19 protein-coding genes are annotated in these 20,817 nt (G+C 43.2%); 8 read left to right on the top strand and 11 right to left on the bottom strand.

Annotation, left to right across the window (positions count from 1 at the left end; genetic code table 11):
* The first annotated feature begins 102 nt into the window (after positions 1-102).
* From ileS to HCJ66_RS02410, 6 genes are all read left to right on the top strand, one after another.
* Positions 103-2,868: an isoleucine--tRNA ligase gene (ileS, locus tag HCJ66_RS02435; RefSeq protein ID WP_187131722.1), complete on the top strand. Its 2,766-nt coding sequence runs from the start codon at positions 103-105 to the stop codon at positions 2,866-2,868.
* Positions 2,869-2,937: 69 nt separating this feature from the next.
* The gene (gene dapF, locus HCJ66_RS02430) at positions 2,938-3,927 is read left to right on the top strand and encodes a diaminopimelate epimerase (RefSeq protein ID WP_187131721.1); all 990 of its coding nucleotides are present in this window, start codon (positions 2,938-2,940) and stop codon (positions 3,925-3,927) included.
* A 16-nt stretch (positions 3,928-3,943) separates the two neighbouring features.
* Positions 3,944-4,636, top strand: coding sequence for a phosphatase PAP2 family protein (locus HCJ66_RS02425; protein ID WP_187131720.1), 693 nt, complete (start codon positions 3,944-3,946; stop codon positions 4,634-4,636).
* Between the two features lie 365 nt (positions 4,637-5,001).
* Positions 5,002-5,202 carry a cold-shock protein gene (locus HCJ66_RS02420; protein WP_187131719.1) on the top strand — a complete coding sequence of 67 codons (201 nt, stop codon included), beginning with the start codon at positions 5,002-5,004 and terminating at the stop codon, positions 5,200-5,202.
* A 703-nt stretch (positions 5,203-5,905) separates the two neighbouring features.
* Positions 5,906-6,532: a Type 1 glutamine amidotransferase-like domain-containing protein gene (locus HCJ66_RS02415; protein ID WP_187131718.1), complete on the top strand. Its 627-nt coding sequence runs from the start codon at positions 5,906-5,908 to the stop codon at positions 6,530-6,532.
* Positions 6,533-6,734: 202 nt separating this feature from the next.
* Positions 6,735-6,986: an HTH domain-containing protein gene (locus HCJ66_RS02410; protein ID WP_187131717.1), complete on the top strand. Its 252-nt coding sequence runs from the start codon at positions 6,735-6,737 to the stop codon at positions 6,984-6,986.
* Positions 6,987-7,312: 326 nt separating this feature from the next.
* Here the strand turns inward: HCJ66_RS02410 and ilvA are convergent, their stop codons facing one another.
* From ilvA to ilvD, 9 genes are all read right to left on the bottom strand, one after another.
* Entirely contained in the window at positions 7,313-8,581 is a 1,269-nt protein-coding gene (gene ilvA, locus HCJ66_RS02405; RefSeq protein ID WP_187131716.1) for a threonine ammonia-lyase, read from the bottom strand.
* A 21-nt stretch (positions 8,582-8,602) separates the two neighbouring features.
* Positions 8,603-9,184 (bottom strand): 3-isopropylmalate dehydratase small subunit, encoded by a 582-nt coding sequence (gene leuD, locus HCJ66_RS02400; protein ID WP_187131715.1) that lies wholly within the window; start codon positions 9,182-9,184, stop codon positions 8,603-8,605.
* On the bottom strand, positions 9,162-10,559 hold the full coding sequence (gene leuC / locus HCJ66_RS02395) for a 3-isopropylmalate dehydratase large subunit (protein ID WP_187131714.1): 1,398 nt from the start codon (positions 10,557-10,559) through the stop codon (positions 9,162-9,164). The genes leuD and leuC overlap by 23 nt, the downstream gene beginning before the upstream one ends.
* Before the next feature lie 2 nt (positions 10,560-10,561).
* Positions 10,562-11,614, bottom strand: a complete 1,053-nt coding sequence (leuB, locus tag HCJ66_RS02390; RefSeq protein ID WP_187131713.1) for a 3-isopropylmalate dehydrogenase — start codon at positions 11,612-11,614, stop codon at positions 10,562-10,564.
* The gene (locus tag HCJ66_RS02385) at positions 11,611-13,152 is read right to left on the bottom strand and encodes a 2-isopropylmalate synthase (RefSeq protein WP_187131712.1); all 1,542 of its coding nucleotides are present in this window, start codon (positions 13,150-13,152) and stop codon (positions 11,611-11,613) included. Before HCJ66_RS02385 ends, leuB begins: the two co-directional genes overlap by 4 nt.
* Before the next feature lie 238 nt (positions 13,153-13,390).
* The gene (ilvC, locus tag HCJ66_RS02380) at positions 13,391-14,386 is read right to left on the bottom strand and encodes a ketol-acid reductoisomerase (RefSeq protein ID WP_187131711.1); all 996 of its coding nucleotides are present in this window, start codon (positions 14,384-14,386) and stop codon (positions 13,391-13,393) included.
* 65 nt (positions 14,387-14,451) lie between these two features.
* Entirely contained in the window at positions 14,452-14,934 is a 483-nt protein-coding gene (gene ilvN / locus HCJ66_RS02375; protein WP_036080183.1) for an acetolactate synthase small subunit, read from the bottom strand.
* Positions 14,935-16,644, bottom strand: coding sequence for a biosynthetic-type acetolactate synthase large subunit (gene ilvB / locus HCJ66_RS02370; protein WP_187131710.1), 1,710 nt, complete (start codon positions 16,642-16,644; stop codon positions 14,935-14,937).
* Positions 16,645-16,656: 12 nt separating this feature from the next.
* A complete protein-coding gene (ilvD, locus tag HCJ66_RS02365; RefSeq protein WP_187131709.1) occupies positions 16,657-18,348 on the bottom strand; it encodes a dihydroxy-acid dehydratase in 1,692 nt (563 codons plus the stop codon).
* A 641-nt stretch (positions 18,349-18,989) separates the two neighbouring features.
* Here ilvD and HCJ66_RS02360 point away from each other — a divergent pair.
* Together HCJ66_RS02360 and HCJ66_RS02355 are read left to right on the top strand one after the other, a co-directional pair.
* Positions 18,990-19,523: a GNAT family N-acetyltransferase gene (locus HCJ66_RS02360; protein ID WP_187131708.1), complete on the top strand. Its 534-nt coding sequence runs from the start codon at positions 18,990-18,992 to the stop codon at positions 19,521-19,523.
* Positions 19,520-20,020, top strand: a complete 501-nt coding sequence (locus HCJ66_RS02355; protein ID WP_187131707.1) for a DUF6884 domain-containing protein — start codon at positions 19,520-19,522, stop codon at positions 20,018-20,020. Before HCJ66_RS02360 ends, HCJ66_RS02355 begins: the two co-directional genes overlap by 4 nt.
* A 13-nt stretch (positions 20,021-20,033) precedes the next feature.
* Here HCJ66_RS02355 and HCJ66_RS02350 read toward each other — a convergent pair whose 3' ends face one another.
* Both HCJ66_RS02350 and HCJ66_RS02345 read right to left on the bottom strand, forming a co-directional pair.
* Complete coding sequence (locus HCJ66_RS02350) at positions 20,034-20,174, bottom strand: hypothetical protein (RefSeq protein WP_187131706.1); 141 nt, start codon at positions 20,172-20,174, stop codon at positions 20,034-20,036.
* 13 nt (positions 20,175-20,187) lie between these two features.
* Positions 20,188-20,625, bottom strand: a complete 438-nt coding sequence (locus tag HCJ66_RS02345) for a YueI family protein (protein ID WP_187131705.1) — start codon at positions 20,623-20,625, stop codon at positions 20,188-20,190.
* Between the last annotated feature and the right edge of the window lie 192 nt (positions 20,626-20,817).

Here is a 20,817-nt window from a genome sequence, read left to right as displayed (position 1 = left end):
TGAGGGAGGGGTCTTTTTGTCGTGAAATGCTGAAAAGAGGCTGCAACCTTTGCCGAGTACAGGAAAGCAAAAAATAATCATAATACAAAGGAGAATGAACTGATGGAATATAAAGATACACTATTAATGCCAAAAACAGAATTCCCAATGCGAGGTAATTTACCGAATAAGGAACCAGAATGGCAAGCGAAATGGGAAGAGATGGATTTATACGACCAAATTCAACAAAAAAATGCGGATAAGCCAACGTTTATTTTGCATGATGGACCGCCTTATGCGAATGGTGAGCTACATATGGGCCATGCGATGAATAAAGTAATCAAGGATATGATTGTTCGTCAAAAATCGATGAGCGGCTTCCGTTCGCCGTACGTTCCTGGCTGGGATACACATGGTTTACCGATTGAACAGGCGCTTGCGAATAAAGGCGTAAAACGGAAAGAAATGACCGTTGCTGAATTCCGTAAACTTTGCGCAGAGTACGCGTATAAACAAGTCGATATTCAACGCACAGGATTCAAACGTCTGGGCGTGACAGGCGAGTGGGCAAATCCTTACATCACGTTGCAACCGGAATATGAAGCGGAACAAATCAAAGTTTTCGGTGAGATGGCTAAAAAAGGCTATATTTACAAAGGGAAGAAGCCGGTTTATTGGTCGCCATCTAGTGAGTCTGCTTTGGCTGAAGCGGAAATTGAATATCAAGATAAGAAATCTGCCTCGATTTTTGTGGCGTTTAAAGTAACGGATGGTAAAGGAGTGCTGGAAGAAGGCACGAATATCGTAATTTGGACTACGACACCGTGGACGATGCCTGCGAATAAGGGGATTACGGTAAATCCAGATTTAGAATACGTTGTTGTAGCGGTTGCTGGCGAAAAATATGTCGTAGCTGAAGCGCTTCTCCCAAGCCTTCGCGAAACATTAGGTTGGGAAGGGGCTGAGGTTGTGAAAACCGTACGTGGCTCCGAAATTGATCGTGTGGTAACGAAACACCCATTTTATGATCGTGATTCGCTCGTGATGAACGGTGGACATGCCACAGCAGAAGCTGGTACGGGAGCGGTTCATACAGCACCTGGACACGGGGAAGACGACTTTATCATCGGTCAAAAATATGGTTTAGAGACATTAGCACCGCTAGATGATCGTGGTGTTTTCACAGATGAAGCACCGGGCTTTGAAGGTGTGTTTTATGATACAGCCAATAAAATGGTGACGGAGAAGTTGGAAGAAGTCGGCGCGTTATTAAAAATGGAATTCATTACGCACTCGTATCCGCATGATTGGCGTACGAAGAAACCAGTTATTTTCCGCGCGACACCGCAATGGTTTGCGTCGATTAATGCCTTCCGTCAAGAGTTGCTTGATGCTGTGCAAGGTGTGACTTGGACGCCTGCATGGGGTGAAACGCGTTTATTCAACATGGTTCGCGATCGCGGGGACTGGGTTATTTCGCGTCAACGTGTATGGGGCGTGCCACTTCCGATTTTTTATGCGGAAAATGGTGATTCTATTATCACGGATGAGACGATTAATCATGTTTCTGAATTATTCCGTGAGCACGGATCAGACATCTGGTTTGAGCGGGAAGCCAAAGATCTATTACCAGCTGGATTCACGCATGAAGCAAGTCCAAATGGCGAATTTACGAAAGAGAATGATATTATGGATGTTTGGTTCGATTCAGGATCAAGTCACCAAGCCGTTCTTGAAGCACGCCCTTACTTGAATCGCCCAGCGGATCTTTACATGGAAGGTTCTGACCAATATCGCGGTTGGTTCAACTCCTCACTAACGACGAGTGTTGCTATCAGTGGTGAAGCGCCGTACCGCAACGTTTTGAGTCATGGTTTTGCTTTAGATGGTGATGGACGTAAAATGAGTAAATCGCTTGGGAATACGATGCTTCCAGGGAAAGTCATCAACCAATTGGGTGCGGATATCGTACGTTTGTGGGTTGCGTCCGTGGATTATCAAGCAGATGTGCGTATCAGTGACAATATTCTAAAACAGGTTTCCGAAGTGTATCGTAAAATTCGTAACACGATGCGTTTCTTGCTTGGAAATATTTCTGATTTTACACCAGCAACAGATGCGATTGCCTATGAAGATTTGCGTGAAGTCGATCAATATTTACTAATTAAACTGGATGAGCTCGTTAAAAATGTTCGTACGAGCTATGATAAGTATGAGTTTTCAACGATTTATCACCAAATTAATAATTTTTGTACAGTAGAGCTTAGCCAATTTTATATGGATTTTGCAAAGGATGTTGTGTATATCGAAGCAGCCGGTAGCAAAGATCGTCGCGCGATGCAAACGGTATTCCATGAAGCGGTCGTTGTTTTGACGAAGTTATTGGCGCCAATTTTGCCACATACGGCGGACGAGGTTTGGTCGCATTTAACGGATCAAGAGGAGGCGAGCATTCATTTGACAGAGATGCCGGAAGTGAAGAACTATCCTGCAACAGAAGCGATCACGGAGAAATGGGATCAATTCATGCAAATTCGCGATGTGGTTCAAAAAGCATTGGAAGAAGCGCGTAATGAAAAGATTATCGGTAAATCAATGTTGGCAAAAGTAACGCTGTTTGTTGATGGTGAAGCGAAGCAATTATTTGATTCATTGGAAGGAGACTTCGCACAACTGCTAATCGTTTCTGATTTTGAATTAGTGGAGGGCTTAGAAGGAGCACCGGCCAATGCGGTGAAAGATCATCATGTTGCCGTTGCGATTACGGTAGCAGAAGGCGAAACATGCGAACGTTGTCGTGTCGTGAAGAAAGATGTTGGCGAGAATCATGATCACCCGACGTTGTGTAAACGATGCGCGGATATTGTGGTTGCGAATTATAGTAACTAATAGTGAGGTTCTACTGGGATATCCCGGTAGAACCTTCACGCATAAAAATGGAGAAATGGGGGAATAAGGATGTCGCATATTGAGTTCATTAAAGTTCATGGCTCTCAAAATGATTTTTTCTTGATTGATGAGATAAAAAACAACTTAACCGACTGGGAAGATGCCGCACGTTCCAAGTTAGCCGTCCGAATTTGTAATCGTGATGAAATGTTGGGTGGCGCGGATGGTATCTTGTTTGTATCAGAAAGCTCAGATAAGGCTTCCATCGGCCGTATGCGCGTTTTTAATGCAGATGGCTCTGAAGCATCGATGTGTGGAAATGGTTTGCGTACGGTGGCGCGTTACCTGTTAGAACAGCATGACTTACAGGAAGCAACGGTTGAGACGATGAAAGCGACGCTCCACGTTTCGAAAGCGGAAGAAATCGGTGCTGATATTCCAACCTATCAAGTGGAAATTTCACCGGTCTTATTTGCGCCAGAAACGCTACCGCTAAACTGGGACAAGGCGCAGATGCTAGATGAGTTGGTGCCTGCGTTTGATGCTGATTTACGTTTTTCAGCAGTAGCCGTACCGAATCCTCATTTAATTACGTTTGTGGATCAGAAAACGCTCGACTCAGATAAACAAACGAAGCTATCCACTTTTCTTAATGGAGAAAATCCTTATTTCACAGACGGTGTCAATGTTAGCTTTGTCAAAGAACTTGGGGAAGACGCGATCTATGTTCGGACTTTTGAACGTGGTGTAGGTTTTACAAATGCTTGTGGAACAGCAATGTCGGCCTCTAGTCTGATGAAAAAATTGCTTCATAATGATAAGCTGGAAACGCCTGTTCATGTGTATAATAATGGCGGTCGTGTCAAGGTCACAGCTAGCAAAGATGCAGATGGTGCGCTACATTTGCAACTGATTGGTAATGCGACTTTTGTGTATCATGGCACGCTTGCAGTCACTGACACGACAATCAATCTACTTGAAAAAAGCGATACTAAGGAACAAGCGCAATATCAAGCGATGGTGGAAGAAGTACAAACCTTCCTACAAAAAAACAAGTGAAGTTAGGAGTAGATTTATGAATACAAACAAAAAGAAAGCTATACCGTTATTCACTATTGGCGGTTTTGCTTTGCTGATCTTCGTCATTGTCGCTCTAGCAGTTAATTCGGAACCACGATGGGTTGTCAAATTTGATTTAAGCTGGATCAGTCGTATACAAACAAACATATCAGCATCTAAAACGAGTCTAATCGAGAATTTAACATTCTTTGGGAGTGCAGAATTTGCGATTATTTTAACGGTAATCGTTGTTATAATCCTCTTCATCTTGCGTAAATTCGTCGTTGGGTTATGGTTTGGTGGAACGGTGCTTGTGTGCGCGGTACTGATGAATACGGTTCTAAAACATATCTTTGAGCGCCCACGTCCAAACTTTGACCGTCTGATTTCCGAAACTGGTTTTAGTTTTCCAAGTGGTCACGCAACAGGCACGACGATTTTTTACGGCTTAGCGGCGATGTTCTTAATTTTCACCGTGAAACAAATGTGGGCTAAAATCGTAATCGGCGTCGTTGCTTTAGGCTGGATAATCTTTATCATGTGTTCTCGCGTATACCTAGGCGTTCACTATCCAACTGATGTATTTGGCGGCTTCTTATTCGGAATCGCATCTATCTTCATTTCGCTTGGCGTGTACTTCCTCGTCCGCGAACCATTACACAACTTATTAGTGAAATGGCGTATAAAAGATCGTAGTGTCATTAAATAAAAAAAGACCATGAAGGAGCGTCGCATAAGCCGTTCCTTCATGGTTTTTCCACTTTTGGGAAGTTGTCGCAATAATGGCGCACTTAGGTAAATATTGCTTGCATTTTTGGAATGAAAGCGTTAAAATGATTGTATCGATGAAATTAATATCGCCCTTACAAATGCATTGTTGGGATGCTGTAGGTGCTTAGCAAGAGCTTATTCACATGTTATAAAGGGTACTGATCCTTAAACTATGAGTATCTTTTATAATATGTGAATTTTTATATGAAAACCAAGGTGAGCTTGTTGTTTAGCAGTTTCCCAGTAAGTTTTTTATTTGTAAAAGGAACATATTAAGAAAAAATTTTTGGAGGTTTTTGACACATGCAAGAAGGTACAGTGAAATGGTTCAATGGCGAAAAAGGTTTTGGATTTATCGAAATTGAAGGCGGCGACGATGTATTCGTACATTTCAGCGCGATTCAAGGAGACGGTTTTAAAACACTTGATGAAGGTCAAAAAGTGGAATTTGAAATCGTAGAAGGACAACGCGGACCTCAAGCGGATAACGTAACAAAGCTTTAATTCTACTGAGAGAATGCGAAATAGAGATTGAGCGACTGCCTTTTTAGGAGGGTATTTGCTCAATCTTTTTTGTCGTTAGCTTCTTTTTCTGCGGCGTTAATTTGTTCAGACATGATAAGTCCGCCGTCTGAGCGATCTAGCGTTCCGAAATCAGGGCAGCCATGGTAGAATACTGGAAAAGTCGATTCTTTCTATTTCATATGGTAGTTCTCCTTAGAGCCTATTTTTTAGAATAGCAAAGAAGGATGTCATGCCATTATACACCAAAAGGGGGTAGAGAGAGTAAGGTACAGATTTACAACGCTAAGAAAAAAAGAAAACCTTTTTATGTTATCATTTTCATTTGATTTGTAAGAAAATATGAAGTAATATAGTGTGATAATCTATATATAATTTGCAATAAAAAGAAAAAATGATCAATTAGCATGAGAGTGATGGTTTAAGTAGATGGATTATTGGGTGCCAATTGTTGTCTGCCGTATTGATTAGTATAGATGTAGGAATTTATATTTGGTGACAGTTAATGTTTACTGCATCCTTAGTTGTTGATGTATCTATTGAATCATATGTAGTAGCAGGCGAAACACAAGAATCTATTTTAAAGACAATTAATCATCTAGTTAATTTAAGTACTAATTCTGTTGCGTACAAATGAATTCTTCTTCGTATGAATAGCTTGTATGATGAGACTGGGAGGAAGGTATTGGGAACTTTTGTTTTAGCTGGAGGTAATCCTCCTATGAGTAAAGAGATAGCGCAATTTTTAATGAATCGGGTATCTGGAGGAAGCCCAAGCATTGTTATACTAACGGTTTATAGAAAAGCTTGGGAACCTTATATTGAAAAGTATATAGCGCCTTTTAAATCGCTAAGAGAATGTTTATTCACTGTCGTGCTAGGAGATAAAAATGAACCCAAATCGATAATCAAGAAAATTGAACAAGCAGATATATTAATAATTGGAGGAGGAAACACCAGTTTATATCACAAAGTATACTGCAAATCAGAGATTCGGGAATCTATACAAAATTTTTATAACGATGGAAATCCTGTCATAGGATTTTCAGCAGGAGCATTGATTATGGGAGAGGATATAGTGATTTCCCCCCATGATAACGATGAGAAAATTACTTTATATAAATCAGGTATAGGAATTTATCATAATTTTATAGTAGGTGTTCACTATACAAAATGGAATGATTTTGATAACTTAAAAAAAGCTAAAAGGCAAATGAATAATACAAATACTTTTGGCATTGATGATAATTCTTATGTCATTTATAGTGATGAATTTGGCTTTAGATTCCTAGGATCAGTTTATTCTTTATAAAGGAGAAAAATATGGCATATAATCTTGTTAGTCACTTTGAAAAAAACGTATTAGTTGACCCTGATTTAATTATATTAGAAGAAAATAATTAAGAAGTTACAATGGTACCTATAGAATGATCACTTCAAAAAAAGAAGTGCATTCTATAGGTGTTTTTTGTATACTCAAATAAAGCAATAACGCCACCAGAAAGGAAGGAATCATGAGCAAAAAACTATTCTCGAACGCCGAAATCCAAAAATTAAAACAAAACCCAAATGTAAGAAACGTTTCGCCACGCACCAGCACATACTCCAACGCTTTCAGGCATATCTTTGTAGCGCGTTATTTAGCAGGAGAATTACCACGCGCTATTTTTGAAGCACACCATTTTGATGTTACCATCCTTGGGATAAAACGTGTCGAGCAATGTGCCAGCCGCTGGAAAAAAGCCTATGAAAAAACAGTGTTATAGGTTTGATGGACAATTAGAGGTTTTAATGCAGCTCGAGAAGATAGAAGGAAGGTGCTTCACAAGAAAAAATAAATTAACAACGGATATGAAATTTCAATGGCTTCAAACACTGGTTGGATAGGTTATACTGAACTGGACAGAAAAATAAGGTGTGTACAATAAAAGAAAAGCACACTGGAGGAATAGAGGATGACAAAAAAAAGCAAAAAGTTTGCTATCTAAAGGTTTGCTTGACTTTTTAAAATTTCTTAGCGTTGTAAATCTGTACTTTGCTCTCCCTACACCAAAAGAGACCCAAACAGGCATAGGGTCTCATAGGATTACTATTAAACGAGTAATGTATACAGCATTTGATTATCATTGATCGGCATGAAACTAGGATCAAAGACGGCAATACGCTCAAGTAATTTTTCGTAGTCGTTTGGGTCTTGGAGTAGGACGCCGATGATAACCGGGCCTTGATTCCGATTCACTTTTTTTGTATATTCGAACTTAGTGATGTCATCATATGGACCGAGGACGTCATTTACGAACTCACGCAAGGCACCTGGACGTTGTGGGAAATTAACGATGAAATAATGCTTCAGGCCTTCGAAAACGAGGGAACGTTCTTCAATCTCCTGCATCCGGTTGATATCGTTATTACCACCGCTGACAATGCACACGACGTTTTTCCCTTTGATTTGTGGGCGGAAATGGTTGAGTGCCGCGACAGAGAGGGCACCAGCTGGCTCTGCGACAATGGCTTGCTTCGTATACATATCTAGAATCGTCGAGCAAACTTCGCCTTCATCGACTTCTGTCACTTCATCCACAAGCTTCTCACAATGTTTATATGTCAGTTGGCCGACTTGTTTTACAGCAGCGCCATCGACAAATTTATCGATTTTTGGCAGATTGACAACTTTACCAGCAAGTAATGATTTGGCCATCGATGGGGCACCACTTGGTTCTACACCGATAATGGTGGTATCAGGGCGTACCGCTTTCACATAAGAAGCAACACCAGAAACTAAGCCACCACCACCAATTGCTGCAAAAATGAAGTCGCAACTTTCCGAACCGAGGTCATCCAACATTTCGACAGCAACCGTTCCTTGACCAGCGATAATATCGGCATCATCAAACGGGGCGATAAACGCTTTGTTATGCTCTTCGCTAAATTTTTTAGCTGAATAAGCAGAAGCGTCAAATGTATCACCGGTGAGGCGAACTTCGACAAACTCTCCACCGAAAAAGCGAACTTGCGATACTTTTTGTTGTGGCGTCGTCGTTGGCATGAAGATTGTTGCTGGTACGCCTAGTTTTTGGCATGTGAAGGCGACTCCTTGTGCATGATTTCCAGCACTGGCGCATGTGACACCGTTTTTCAGTTGTTCTTCGGTCAGTTGAGCGATGGCGTAATAGGCACCGCGTAGTTTGAACGAACGAACCCACTGTAAATCTTCGCGTTTTAAGTAGACGTTGCAGTCATATTTTTGTGATAAGTAGTAGTCTTTTTCAAGTGGCGTGTGCTTGACGATAGATTTTAATGTATCATACGCGTCGAGCACGTCTTGTTTGCTAACTAAAGCATCGACATCAACCATTTCCATAACATCCTCACATCCTCATTTTTAATAGGCGCGTGCCTTGTTTTCGTAATCGGTAATCATGGATTCATGCTCCATTGTTTGGGCGATATCATCGAGGCCTTTGATGAACTTCTCTTTCCAGGTCGCATCGATGTCAAAATCATACGTCCTCACCGAGCTAATAACTTGTTGTTTCGGCAAATCGATAGCAATCTCTTCGTTCGCAGGAATTGCCGCCAATTTCACGCGTACTTCTTTTGGCAAACTAATTGGCAAAATACCATTTTTCGTGCAGTTCATGTAGAAAATATCGCTGTATCCGCCGGCAATAATGACGCGGAAACGGTAGTCGAGTAGGGCCCAAGGAGCGTGTTCACGACTAGAGCCGCAGCCAAAATTATCGCCGGTGACAAGGATGGTAGCTTCTTGTCGGTCAGGAGCGTTTAGCGGAAACTCTGGATTCAAGGAACGATCAGGAAGATAGCGCCATTCGTCAAAGAGAAATTCGCCAAATCCTGTTCGTTCGATACGTTTTAGAAATTGTTTCGGGATAATTTGATCGGTATCAATGTTATCGTTCATGAGGGCTACTGTTTTTCCTTTATGCAACACCATTGCTTCCATTTTGCCACACTCCTTTGCGAATATCGATAAAGCGACCGTTAATTGCGGCTGCTGCGGCCATTGCTGGACTGACCAAATGTGTTCGTGCGCCTTTTCCTTGACGTCCTTCAAAATTACGATTCGATGTGGAGGCACAGTGAACGCCGTCTGGGACTTGGTCGGGATTCATGCCAAGGCACATCGAGCAACCTGGTTCACGCCATTCAAAACCGGCATCGATGAAAACTTGATCAAGACCTATGCGTTCTGCAGCTAGGCGGACTTGGCGGGAACCAGGAACGACCATTGCGCGGATGCCAGATGCGACTTGATGACCTTTCACAATTTGGGCGGCTTCTTCGAGATCAGAAAGTCGTGAGTTGGTACAAGATCCGATGAACACATAGCCAAGATCGATTTCAGAAGCTGATTGGCCGGGTTTGAGCCCCATGTACTGATAGGCACGCTCGTCATCGATACTTTGAGTAGCTGGAAAGCTTTCTGTAACTGGAACGCCCATACCCGGATTGGTTCCCCAGGTAACGTATGGCGCAAGTTCAGAAACATCAATTTCAATGTCACGATCGTATGTTGCATCAGGATCACTCGGTAAAGTTGACCAATCGGCGATAGCTGCTTCCCAATTTGTTGGTGCGTATTCGCGTCCTTTGATGTAGGCGAATGTGGTGGCATCAGGTGCCATCATGCCCATTTTAGCGCCGCCTTCGATCGACATGTTGCAAATCGTCATGCGTTCCTCCATCGTCATCTTCCGAACCGCTTCTCCGTAGTATTCAACAGCGTATCCGTTACCGAACGCGACGCCGTATGTTGCAATCAGATGCAGAATAACATCTTTTGCATAAACACCTTTTGGAAGGGTACCGTTGATTTTGACACCCATTGATTTTGGTTTTTGTTGCCAGATGGACTGCGTAGCAAGGACATGTTCTACTTCACTCGAGCCAATGCCAAAAGCCATCGCTCCGAAAGCGCCATGTGTTGCGGTATGCGAGTCACCACATACGATTGTTTTGCCAGGTTGAGTTAGCCCCGTTTCAGGTCCAACCATGTGCACGATTCCTTGACGTTCACTGCCGACATCAGCAAGCGTAACGCCAAACTCTTCACAATTTTTGCGAAGTGCATCGATTTGTTTTTTTGCAACGACGTCTTGAATGTTGAAAATGTCTTCGGTTGGGACGTTGTGATCCATCGTGGCAAACGTGCGATCTGTGCGGCGAACTTGTCTTCCTTCCATTCGCAATCCTTCAAAAGCTTGAGGGGAGGTAACTTCATGCACCAAATGCAGATCAATGTATAACAGTTGCGGCTCACCTTCTTTTCCAAATATGACGTGACGATCCCACAACTTATCGAACATTGTTTTAGCCATTGTTATTCTCCTCCTTTAACTCGTTTTTTAACTTCATTTGTAAAATCAGTAGTCGATGTATTTCCGCCCAGATCTTTAGTTAGAAATCCTGCTTCCATCGTAGCGGCAGCCGCTTTGTCAAGATAATCTGCTGCTTCGAAAAGTTGGAAAGACTGGCGTAGCATCATCGACACAGATGAAATCATCGACATCGGATTGGCAATATTTTGACCGGCGATGTCAGGTGCAGAACCATGAATCGGTTCATACAACGATGGGCCGGATTCTGGATGACTCGCGGATGGTAACATGCCCAGCGAACCAGTGATTACGGATGCTTCATCACTCAAAATGTCGCCAAACATATTTTCCGTAACAATCACATCAAAAGTGGTCGGGCGCTGAATGAGAATCATTGCTGCGGCGTCTACATATAGATGCTCCAACGTAACCTCAGGATAGTGTTTGGCAACACTTTCCACGACTTGACGCCATAGTTTGCTAGATGCCAGTACGTTCGCTTTGTCCACCGAAGTAACCTTATTACGTCGCGTTTTTGCAAGCTCAAAAGCTTGAACAGCGATTCGCTCGATTTCGGAGGCGGTATACGTTAACGTGTCCACCGCACTCGTTTCATCCCAATGTTTTGGTTCGCCGAAATAAATACCACCAGTGAGCTCACGGACGACGATAAAATCAGTACCTTCAACAATTTCCTTTTTTAAAGGAGAGAGGTGCGCAATCGTGTTTGGAACTTGAATAGGGCGGATATTTGCGAATAGGCCAAGTGCTTTACGGAGTGCTAGTAAGCCTTGTTCTGGGCGTTTCGGTGCATCATCCCATTTCGGGCCACCGATAGCACCAAGCAAAATGGCATCCGCTTTTTGACAAGCAGCAAGTGTTGTTTCTGGAAGTGGATCGGACAAGGCGTCAATGCCAGCCCCGCCAAATGGGTGTGTTTCAATTTTAAAATCGAGTTGGAATTTCTCGGCGAGGGTTTCGAGAATCTCTAGACCGCTCGCCATGATTTCTGGTCCAATCCCGTCGCCAGGAAGGGCTGTAATGGAATAGGTCACTTGACTGGTACCTCCTCGTTTGTTTGTTGTTTTGCCTCATTGGCTTTTGCGCTCGCATGAAGGTACGACTTGGCGGAAGCGGTCAGAACGTCATTATCAATGCCGATGCCATGATACGTTGCGCCGTCTTTGTCTTTGACGATAACATGAACCTCGGCTTGTGCATCGTGTCCAGCCGTAATCGCTTGAATCCGGTAATCGGTGAGCTCGACATCTTGCTCCATCAGGCGGTTAATCGTATTATAAATCGCTTCAATACTACCAGCCCCAGTTGCTGCATCTTCTAAAACAGAACCGTCTTCCGTATGAATGCGGACAATCGCGCCTTGTACGCCTCCTGTCACATATTGTACTTGCAAATGATTCAATTCATAATCATCCGCTTTTTCGGAAGTTTGACCAAGAATAAGCGCGTGCAAATCGTCTTCTGTCACGTCTTTTTTCACATCTGCCAAATGCTTGAATCGTTTAAACGCATCGTTTTTCTCCTCGTCGGTCATCGTATAGCCAAGTTCCTCCATACGCGTCACAAAAGCGTGGCGACCAGATAGTTTTCCAAGTGGAAGCGAGTTTTTCTCCACACCAACCAAAGCAGGCGTGATAATCTCATATGTTGTCGGTTCTTTCAAAACGCCATCTTGATGGATACCCGATTCATGCGCGTAAGCATTACCACCGATAATCGCTTTATTGCGCGGGACAGGCATACCAGAAAGGCGGCTAATCAGGTCGCTCGTTTTCTTCGTCTGATTCAAAATAATGCCAGACTCTGATTTGTAGTAATCATTGCGGATGTGAAGTGCCACAGCAACTTCTTCAAGCGCGGTATTTCCAGCACGTTCGCCGATTCCGTTGACCGTTCCTTCCACACGTCGCGCCCCATTTTCGATGGCAGCAAGCGCGTTGGCGACAGACATTCCAAGATCATCATGACAATGTGTCGAGAAAATAACCTCATCAAAACGCGGAATATTGTCACGCAAGTAGCGAAAGAGGGCACCAAATTCCGTCGGGTTCGTAAAGCCAACCGTATCCGGAATATTAATCACCGTCGCCCCAGCATCGATCGCGGTTTGCACAGCTTCCACAAGAAAAGCAGGATCCGTACGCGTCGCATCTTCTGGTGAAAACTGAACGATTGGGAAAAGTTTTCGAGCATGCGCGACATGGTGTTTGATCGACGCCAACACCTGCGGCCTGCTCATGTTTAATTTATGCTTCATATGTACATCACTAGTAGCAAGAAAAACGTGTACTTGGGAACTCGCAGCACCGCGTAACGCCTCATAAGCGCGGTCGATATCACGTTCCACAGCACGAGCAAGCCCGCAAACCGTTGCATTCTTAATAATACTAGCAATCTCTTTCACCGAATGGAAATCACCGTCAGACGCAATCGGGAATCCCGCTTCAATAACATCAATCCCGTAAGTCTCAAGCTGACGCGCAATCTGAATTTTTTCCTGTTGATTAAAATTGACGCCCGGCGTTTGTTCACCATCACGTAGGGTCGTATCGAAAAATTGAATATAAGCCATAGTTTTCACTCCTTAGTTTTAGAACTTGCTATACCCTAACTATAAATGTAGAAGAACACTGCCAATTTTATTTAGTAGAATTCTATCTTCGCTTTAAACAAATCGAGCGAAAGCGTTTGTATTCCGCATGTTTGGTGGAAGCCGGAAGCGGAGTGTACGATTGTACATGAGAACCGGAAGTCCGCCGAACATGTGGAATGCGAACGCTTGTCGCCGATTATTGCGGGTATGCTCCTCTTCAGTTACTTGGTTTAACGAAAGGCATCATTTCGCGCAAGCTCGCACCAACTGCTTCGATTTGGTGCCCTTTTTGCTCTGCGCGCAGACGATGGAATTCTTTGAAACCATTTTTATTATCATCAATAAATGCTTTGGCAAAGTTACCGTTTTGGATGTCCGTCAAGACTTCTTTCATTGCTTTTTTCGTGTCGCTCGTTACAACGCGTGGGCCAGAAACATAATCGCCGTACTCCGCTGTGTTTGAGATCGAATCACGCATTTTTTCCATGCCGCCTTCATACATCAAGTCAACAATCAATTTTAACTCATGTAATACTTCAAAATAAGCAAGTTCCGGTTGGTATCCAGCTTCCACTAAAGTCTCGAAACCAGCTTGTACTAAATGCGTTGTACCGCCACATAGAACGGCTTGTTCGCCGAATAGATCGGTTTCTGTTTCTTCTTTAAATGTCGTTTCGATAACACCAGCACGAGTTGCGCCAATGCCTTTTGCGTAAGATAAAGCGACATCTGTTGCTTTTCCAGTAGCGTCTTGGTAAACCGCGAATAAACCTGGAACAGCGCCACCTTCAACGAATGTACGACGAACTAAATGTCCCGGACCTTTTGGTGCTACTAAGAACACATCCACGTCAGCAGGTGGTTTAATTACGTCAAAATGAATGTTAAAACCATGCGCGAAAGCTAATGCGTTGCCAGCCTCTAAGTTCGGCTTGATTTCAGCTTCATAAGTATCTCCTTGTGTTTCATCTGGTAAAAGGATCATCACGACATCAGCCGCTTTTGTTGCATCTGCTACAGACAAGACTTCAAAACCGTCATTGCGAGCCGCTTCTGCTGATTTTCCTTCACGAATCCCGATAATGACATTGTTCCCGTTATCGCGTAAGTTTTGCGAATGCGCGTGTCCTTGCGAACCATAACCGATTACTGCCACTTTCTTACCTTGTAACGCGCTTTCTTGTACTGCATCTTCATAATAAACTTTTGTCATTTTCCTAACCTCCATAAATTATCTTTATATATTTCTCAGAAAAGATTTTCTGGGATTCAAACTATTTATTTAGCGCTACGAGTAAAGCCAGTAACACCAGTGCGAGCCATTTGTTGAATGCCGTAGGGGCGAATGCTGTCAACAAAAGCATTGACTTTTTCACTCGTTCCAGCGACTTGCACAACAACGCTCGTTTTACCAACATCGATAATCGTTGCACGAAACGGCTCAATAATGGAATTAAGTTCCGCTCGTGTTGTCGCAGGGGCGTTGACTTTAATTAAAGCAAGTTCGCGTTCCATATGCGGATCATCGGTAATATCACTCACTTTTAACACATCAATTTGTTTGTTTAACTGCTTCGTCACTTGTTCAATTTCATAGAGTGAATCGACATGAACGACGATGGTAATGCGGGAAACATTCGGCGTTTCGGTCCAGCCAACAGAGATACTATCAATATTGTATTGGCGACGAGAGATAACACCAGTAATCCGATTAAGCACACCACTTGAGTTATTAACAGTCGCTGTAATGATACGTCGCATTTATTCCACTCCTTCCATTTGATGATTCGCTTTGCCCGGCGGAATCATTGGTAATACCAGCTCACTCGGCGATACAACACATTCGATAACGATTGGACCAGGATGAGCAAATGCCGCTGCCAAATCTTCTTCCAACGTTTCCGGATTCTCAAGCCGAACCCCTTTAACACCGTATGCTTCCGAAAGTTTCACGAAATCAGGCTGACTTTGGAAAATGGAGTGGGAGAAGCGTTCATTATGAAACTTCTCTTGCCACTGCCGAACCATACCAAGCGACCCATTGTTCAAAATGACCGTTTTCAAATTAATATTGTAATCATTCAAAATCGCCAGCTCCTGATTGGTCATCTGGAAACCACCGTCTCCAACAAAAGCGACAACCGTTCGCTCCGGATAGGCAAGTTGTGCGCCAATCGCGGCAGGAAAACCAAAGCCCATCGTGCCAAGCCCGCCACTCGTCATGATTTGGTGATCATGGCGGAACGGATAAAATTGTGCGACCCACATTTGGTGCTGCCCAACATCTGTTGCAACAAGTGCGTTACCATCCGTGATTTTACCGATAATCTCAATCACTTTTTGCGGCTTGATTTCGGCTTTAGAACCACGATTATACGTGAAAGGGTGGCGTTCTTTACGCGTCATATTAAGCTTATACCAATGCGTTTTGTCGGTTTCCTCTGTCACAGTCATTTCTAGCAACTGCGTCAACGTTTCCTTAATATCCGCAACAATCGGAATTTTTGTTGTTAAAACTTTACCGATTTCCGCAGGGTCAATATCGATATGCGCAATCACCGCATGTTTCGCAAAATCTTGTGGTGAACCAACCATCCGGTCATCAAATCGCGATCCAAAATTAATGAGTAAATCAGGATCCGTAAGCGCCATATTTGCGGCGTAAGAACCATGCATCCCGCCCATTCCGAGGAAGAGGGGATGATCTTGTGGAAAACTACCAAGCCCAAGCAATGTATTCACGACTGGAATTTGATACCGCTCCGCAAAATCAAGCAGTTCAGCCGTCGCGCGTGAATGATTCACGCCAGCTCCTGCTAAGATAACAGGTTTACTAGAAGCCGCCAACGCCTGCATCAATTTTTCAAGTTGCATGCCATTTGGTTTCACGGTTGGCTGATAACCAGGCAAGTTAATCGTGTCATCATTGACTTTATCGGTTGTCGCGATAGACATATCTTTCGGTAAATCAATCACGACTGGACCTTGACGACCTGTTGTGGCGATATGGAAAGCTTCTTTAATGATTCTCGGAATATCTTTTACATCGCGTACTTGATAATTATATTTTGTAATCGGAATGGTTAAGCCAATCATGTCTGCCTCTTGGAACGCATCCTTCCCGATACCAGGTGTGGCGACTTGACCAGTGAAAACGACCATTGGAATCGAATCGCTCATCGCGTCCGCAATCCCCGTTAAAGCATTCGTTGCACCAGGCCCACTTGTAACGACAACAACACCGGCTTTTCCAGTCACACGAGCATAACCTTCCGCTGCATGCACGGCGCCTTGTTCGTGACGCGTCAGAATATGCGGAATATCGCAATCATAAAACGCATCATATAGTGGTAATACAGCGCCACCCGGATAGCCAAAAATCATCTCTACCTCTTGCGCATTCAGAGCATCAATTAAAAGTTCGGCACCGCTTTTTGTCGTCGTTTCTTTCTCTACTTTGATCATTTTCATCACCTCTCCTTATCACTCTAAGAAATCATCTGGAAGTTGCAGTACGCCACCAGTGTGAGCAGAAGTCACGAGTGCAGCATAGCGAGCCAGATAGCCTTTTTTAATTTTAGGAACAAATTTAGGAATCCCAGCGCGGCGTGCCTCTAATACATCAGGCGCTACGTCCACGTTCAAAGTCCGATTCGGTAAGTCAATCACGATTGTATCGCCATCTTCAATCAAGGCAATCGGACCACCAGAAGCCGCTTCGGGAGAAATATGTCCAATCGCGATCCCACGCGTCGCACCAGAGAAGCGACCATCCGTAATCAGCGCGACATCTTTTCCAAGTCCGCGTCCAACGATAGAAGATGTCGGAGCAAGCATCTCAGGCATTCCAGGACCACCACGAGGACCTTCATAACGAATCACGACCACATGACCTTCGCGAACCGTATGATTGTCAATCGCTTCAACAGCTGCGTCATGCGAGTCGAAACAAATCGCTTTCCCAGTAAAGACGGATACCGATGGATCGACACCGCCGACTTTGATTGCCGAACCTTTTGGCGCAATATTTCCGAAAAGAATGGAGAGACCGCCCGTTTTCGTATACGGATCTTCTTTTGGATGGATCACGTCCGTATTATTAATTTTCGCATTTTCCACATTTTCACGAATCGTTTTCCCAGTCACCGTAATCCGATCGGGATGAATCGCGTTTTCGAGGTCAACCAATTCCTTCATAATAGCAGGAACACCGCCAGCCTCATGGACATCATGCATCGAGTACGCCGACGATGGCGCGATTTTGGAAAGATAAGGAACACGACTTGCAATTTCATTAATACGTTCCAAATCATAATCGATTTCCGCTTCGTTCGCTAAAGCCAAAACGTGAAGCACCGTGTTTGTCGAGCCACCCATTGCCATATCTAGCGCAAAAGCATCATCAATTGCATCACGCGTAATAATGTCGCGAGGACGAATATCTTTTTTCACGAGATCCATCAAGTGGAAAGCCGATTCACGAATCAACTCGCGGCGCGCCTCCGATACAGCAAGCGTCGTCCCATTGAACGGAATCGCCATACCAAGTACTTCCATCAAGCAGTTCATCGAGTTCGCTGTAAACATACCTGCACACGATCCGCATGTCGGACAAGCATTCGCTTCCATATCTAAAAATTCTTCTTGGGACATGCTACCTTCTTTAAAAGCACCAACCGCTTCGAATACAGAAGAAAGCGTCAAGGCTTTACCGGTAGCAGAAAGTCCAGCTTTCATCGGGCCACCAGAACAGAAGATTGCCGGCACGTTCGTACGTACGGATGCAAGCAACATACCAGGCGTGATTTTGTCACAGTTTGGAATATACATAACGCCGTCAAACCAGTGAGCGTTGATAACCGTTTCGGCAGCATCCGCGATAACTTCACGACTCGGAAGGGAGTAACGCATCCCGATATGACCCATCGCAATCCCATCATCGACACCAATCGTATTAAATTCAAAAGGAATACCGCCAGCTTCACGAATGGCTTCTTTCGCAATATCCGCGAGCTCTCTCAAATGAACATGACCCGGAACGATATCAATATAAGAGTTACAAATGGCGATAAATGGCTTATCCATATCACCCGGACTTTTAATTTGACCAGTTGCATGTAGAAGACTCCGAGCTGGAGCTTGTTCGACACCTTTTTTGATTTTATCACTACGCATGAGTATATTCCCCGTTTCTTTATTATAATTGTTGGCCGAAGCTGAATTTTTAGAATATATCAATTAGCATGACCTTTTAAAGCGAAAAATTAACATTGATAAAGCAATCGTGGCAATAGAAAAAGCATCCCATTTTTGAGTAAAAAAATGGGATGCCTAGATAAGAATCCCATTTAATGATAAACAGGATCTAAACGACTGCTTGTTTTAAACAGTGTTCCAGACCCTTGCTAGAGTAATAAAATTGTAATGACATAGTTTCGGTTAGCTGTTTTCATAAGTCATTAACTCCTCTAAATCAAATTTATCAACAATGAGATACTTCATTCGTATGTAGCCTATATGAATTCAAATAAATATCAATCAATGTAATATTATTATTAATTATAGCTTTTGGCAGAAAAATGTCAACTGTTATTTGAAAATTTGTTGCTTTTGGATTTCATTGAAAAACTAGAATACATAGCTAAATCAATTGGGAGATAACGATGTAATCGCATACAAACATGATGAAAAAAGTTTTCAAAAAATTAGTATGTGGTGATAATAACAGGTGGTATTCTGCAAAAAGTTTGCGTAATGAGGTAGAATTTGATAATTTTAGAGGGAAGATATATTGAAACGGAAAGCCAGGTATTGACATGGGAAAATTAGAAACGGAACGGTTGCTGTTAGTAGAATACAATTTGGAGTGGATTCAAGCGACGATTGCAGGTGTGGATGAATTGGAACGCGTATCGGGCTACACAGTGTCCAGAGAGTGGCCTGGAATCGATTTCTTTTTTTACCTACCATACGTATTAGAAAACGTAAAAAAAGAGCTAGAGATGACGAAATGGACGCATTTAATCGTGTTGAAAGAGGAAAACAAGGTCATCGGAGAAATTGGCGGACAAGGTAAACCAGAAGAAACTGGAGAAATCGAGTTAGGGTACAGCATTGTGCCAGCGTATCAAAATAATGGCTATGTAACTGAAGCACTAGGAGAGTTGTTAGTATGGCTTAAAAAACAGCCAGAAATTAAGCGTATTTTCGCTAGAAGCTTCGAGAGTAATCCGCATTCGATACAAGTTTTGCGAAAGTCCGGATTTTTACACCAGCCGAAATATGATAAAACAGAGGCTCGTGGTAAGATTATTTTGTGGGAATACCCAATGGATGAGGAGACGTTATGATTATTATACCGTCAGGAAAGCCGAAGATTTGGGACAAACAGGAGGAGGCAGGCCCAGTTACAGCTAGTCAAGCCTACACAGGAAACTTTCATCGTTTATGCCGAGCCTATGCTGAAAAATTTGATGGAGATTATTTGATTCTGTCACCAAAGTATGGCTTTTTAACCCCTGATTCGCTTGTTTTAGGGACATATGATGTGAGGTTTACAGCGCGAGGCGTGACGACAGAGACGATTTCGTTAGAAGAATTAATGCGGCAATGGCAGGAACTTGCAATCGACGAAGAGATGATTGTGATGCTGGGAGGAAAGAAATTCGCGCCATTACTTGCGGCAATTACAGAGAGGAAGCAACGATTTTCATTCCCACTGCACGGGACAAGAGGAATCGGCGACATGCAAAAAAGGCTACGCACAGCGATAGACACTGGCGAGCCTTTGGGTTGTAAATCGGCGGTAAGCGTCGGTTCGATTTGCTGGAATACCCTGTTTCAGTAACTCTATCGTTCATTCAGCTAATCGTAGAAATAATAAGCAATGCGATGCCGATGAGCAGGAACATCACGCCCATATCGGTATTTTTGCGTATGAAAAAGTAAATCGTTTGTAAAAAAACAAGAATCGCGAGTGCAAGTACAATCGTGTGGAGCATGTATGTCACTTCCTTACTCTTGAAAAATAGCTTTGATTTTGTCGAGCAGACTTACCCTACCAGTTGTGTCTTCTGTGATAACCGGTGTTTCGTGGAGGTGTGTGTCTTCGCGGTTGATTTCATGATCTTCCGCTAGAACTAGGCCAACTGGTGTATCATCATCTTCGCGTGCAACAATCGAGAAGGGCATCTTATGTTTCTCGGCCAACATGATGTAAGAACGCAATATTTCATAGGAAATGGAGCCGTTTAAGAGTAACTTGGCTTTCGGGTGATCTTTCATTTCCTGTTCTAATTCTTTCGTACAATATTTTTGAAAAACTTCTTGTTTACTCATTTGGATTTCGACGCGTTCTCGAAAAGTGCCAAGATATTTTTTACGTTCGGCTGGGTTAATTTCTTTTGCGCCATGGATACCGCGATCGATATAATCGTCAATGCTTTCTGGCATATTGATTCTCCTTTTACTGTGTATTCCTCTTAATTGTAACATGGATGTGTGAAAAAAGGAACAACATTAGGGATTGCAGACGATGCAGAGAGGAAAAACTCCTAGCTTGTTTTACTTCACGGTTTGTGGAGGTAAAACGAGTTAGGAGTTTTTAGATTTTAGAACCTCAATATGCAGTGGAATGCAATGAAA

This window comes from Paenilisteria portnoyi (assembly GCF_014322795.1).
In the GTDB taxonomy this organism is placed as follows: domain Bacteria; phylum Bacillota; class Bacilli; order Lactobacillales; family Listeriaceae; genus Listeria_A; species Listeria_A portnoyi.
The sequence above is the reverse complement of the archived record's forward strand: the minus strand, read 5'-3'. Positions and strand labels throughout refer to the sequence as shown.

Coding starts and splice junctions, on each gene's coding strand:
- ilvB (WP_187131710.1), bottom strand. CDS start 16,644: ATGAAAATGATCAAAGTAGAGAAAGAAACGACGACAAAAAGCGGTGCC.
- HCJ66_RS02355 (WP_187131707.1), top strand. CDS start 19,520: ATGATTATTATACCGTCAGGAAAGCCGAAGATTTGGGACAAACAGGAG.
- HCJ66_RS02360 (WP_187131708.1), top strand. CDS start 18,990: ATGGGAAAATTAGAAACGGAACGGTTGCTGTTAGTAGAATACAATTTG.
- ilvC (WP_187131711.1), bottom strand. CDS start 14,386: ATGACAAAAGTTTATTATGAAGATGCAGTACAAGAAAGCGCGTTACAA.
- ilvN (WP_036080183.1), bottom strand. CDS start 14,934: ATGCGACGTATCATTACAGCGACTGTTAATAACTCAAGTGGTGTGCTT.
- HCJ66_RS02410 (WP_187131717.1), top strand. CDS start 6,735: ATGAGCAAAAAACTATTCTCGAACGCCGAAATCCAAAAATTAAAACAA.
- leuD (WP_187131715.1), bottom strand. CDS start 9,184: ATGGAAGCAATGGTGTTGCATAAAGGAAAAACAGTAGCCCTCATGAAC.
- HCJ66_RS02350 (WP_187131706.1), bottom strand. CDS start 20,174: ATGCTCCACACGATTGTACTTGCACTCGCGATTCTTGTTTTTTTACAA.
- ileS (WP_187131722.1), top strand. CDS start 103: ATGGAATATAAAGATACACTATTAATGCCAAAAACAGAATTCCCAATG.
- HCJ66_RS02385 (WP_187131712.1), bottom strand. CDS start 13,152: ATGGCTTATATTCAATTTTTCGATACGACCCTACGTGATGGTGAACAA.
- ilvD (WP_187131709.1), bottom strand. CDS start 18,348: ATGCGTAGTGATAAAATCAAAAAAGGTGTCGAACAAGCTCCAGCTCGG.
- HCJ66_RS02420 (WP_187131719.1), top strand. CDS start 5,002: ATGCAAGAAGGTACAGTGAAATGGTTCAATGGCGAAAAAGGTTTTGGA.
- dapF (WP_187131721.1), top strand. CDS start 2,938: ATGTCGCATATTGAGTTCATTAAAGTTCATGGCTCTCAAAATGATTTT.
- leuC (WP_187131714.1), bottom strand. CDS start 10,559: ATGGCTAAAACAATGTTCGATAAGTTGTGGGATCGTCACGTCATATTT.
- HCJ66_RS02345 (WP_187131705.1), bottom strand. CDS start 20,625: ATGCCAGAAAGCATTGACGATTATATCGATCGCGGTATCCATGGCGCA.
- ilvA (WP_187131716.1), bottom strand. CDS start 8,581: ATGGAAATGGTTGATGTCGATGCTTTAGTTAGCAAACAAGACGTGCTC.
- HCJ66_RS02425 (WP_187131720.1), top strand. CDS start 3,944: ATGAATACAAACAAAAAGAAAGCTATACCGTTATTCACTATTGGCGGT.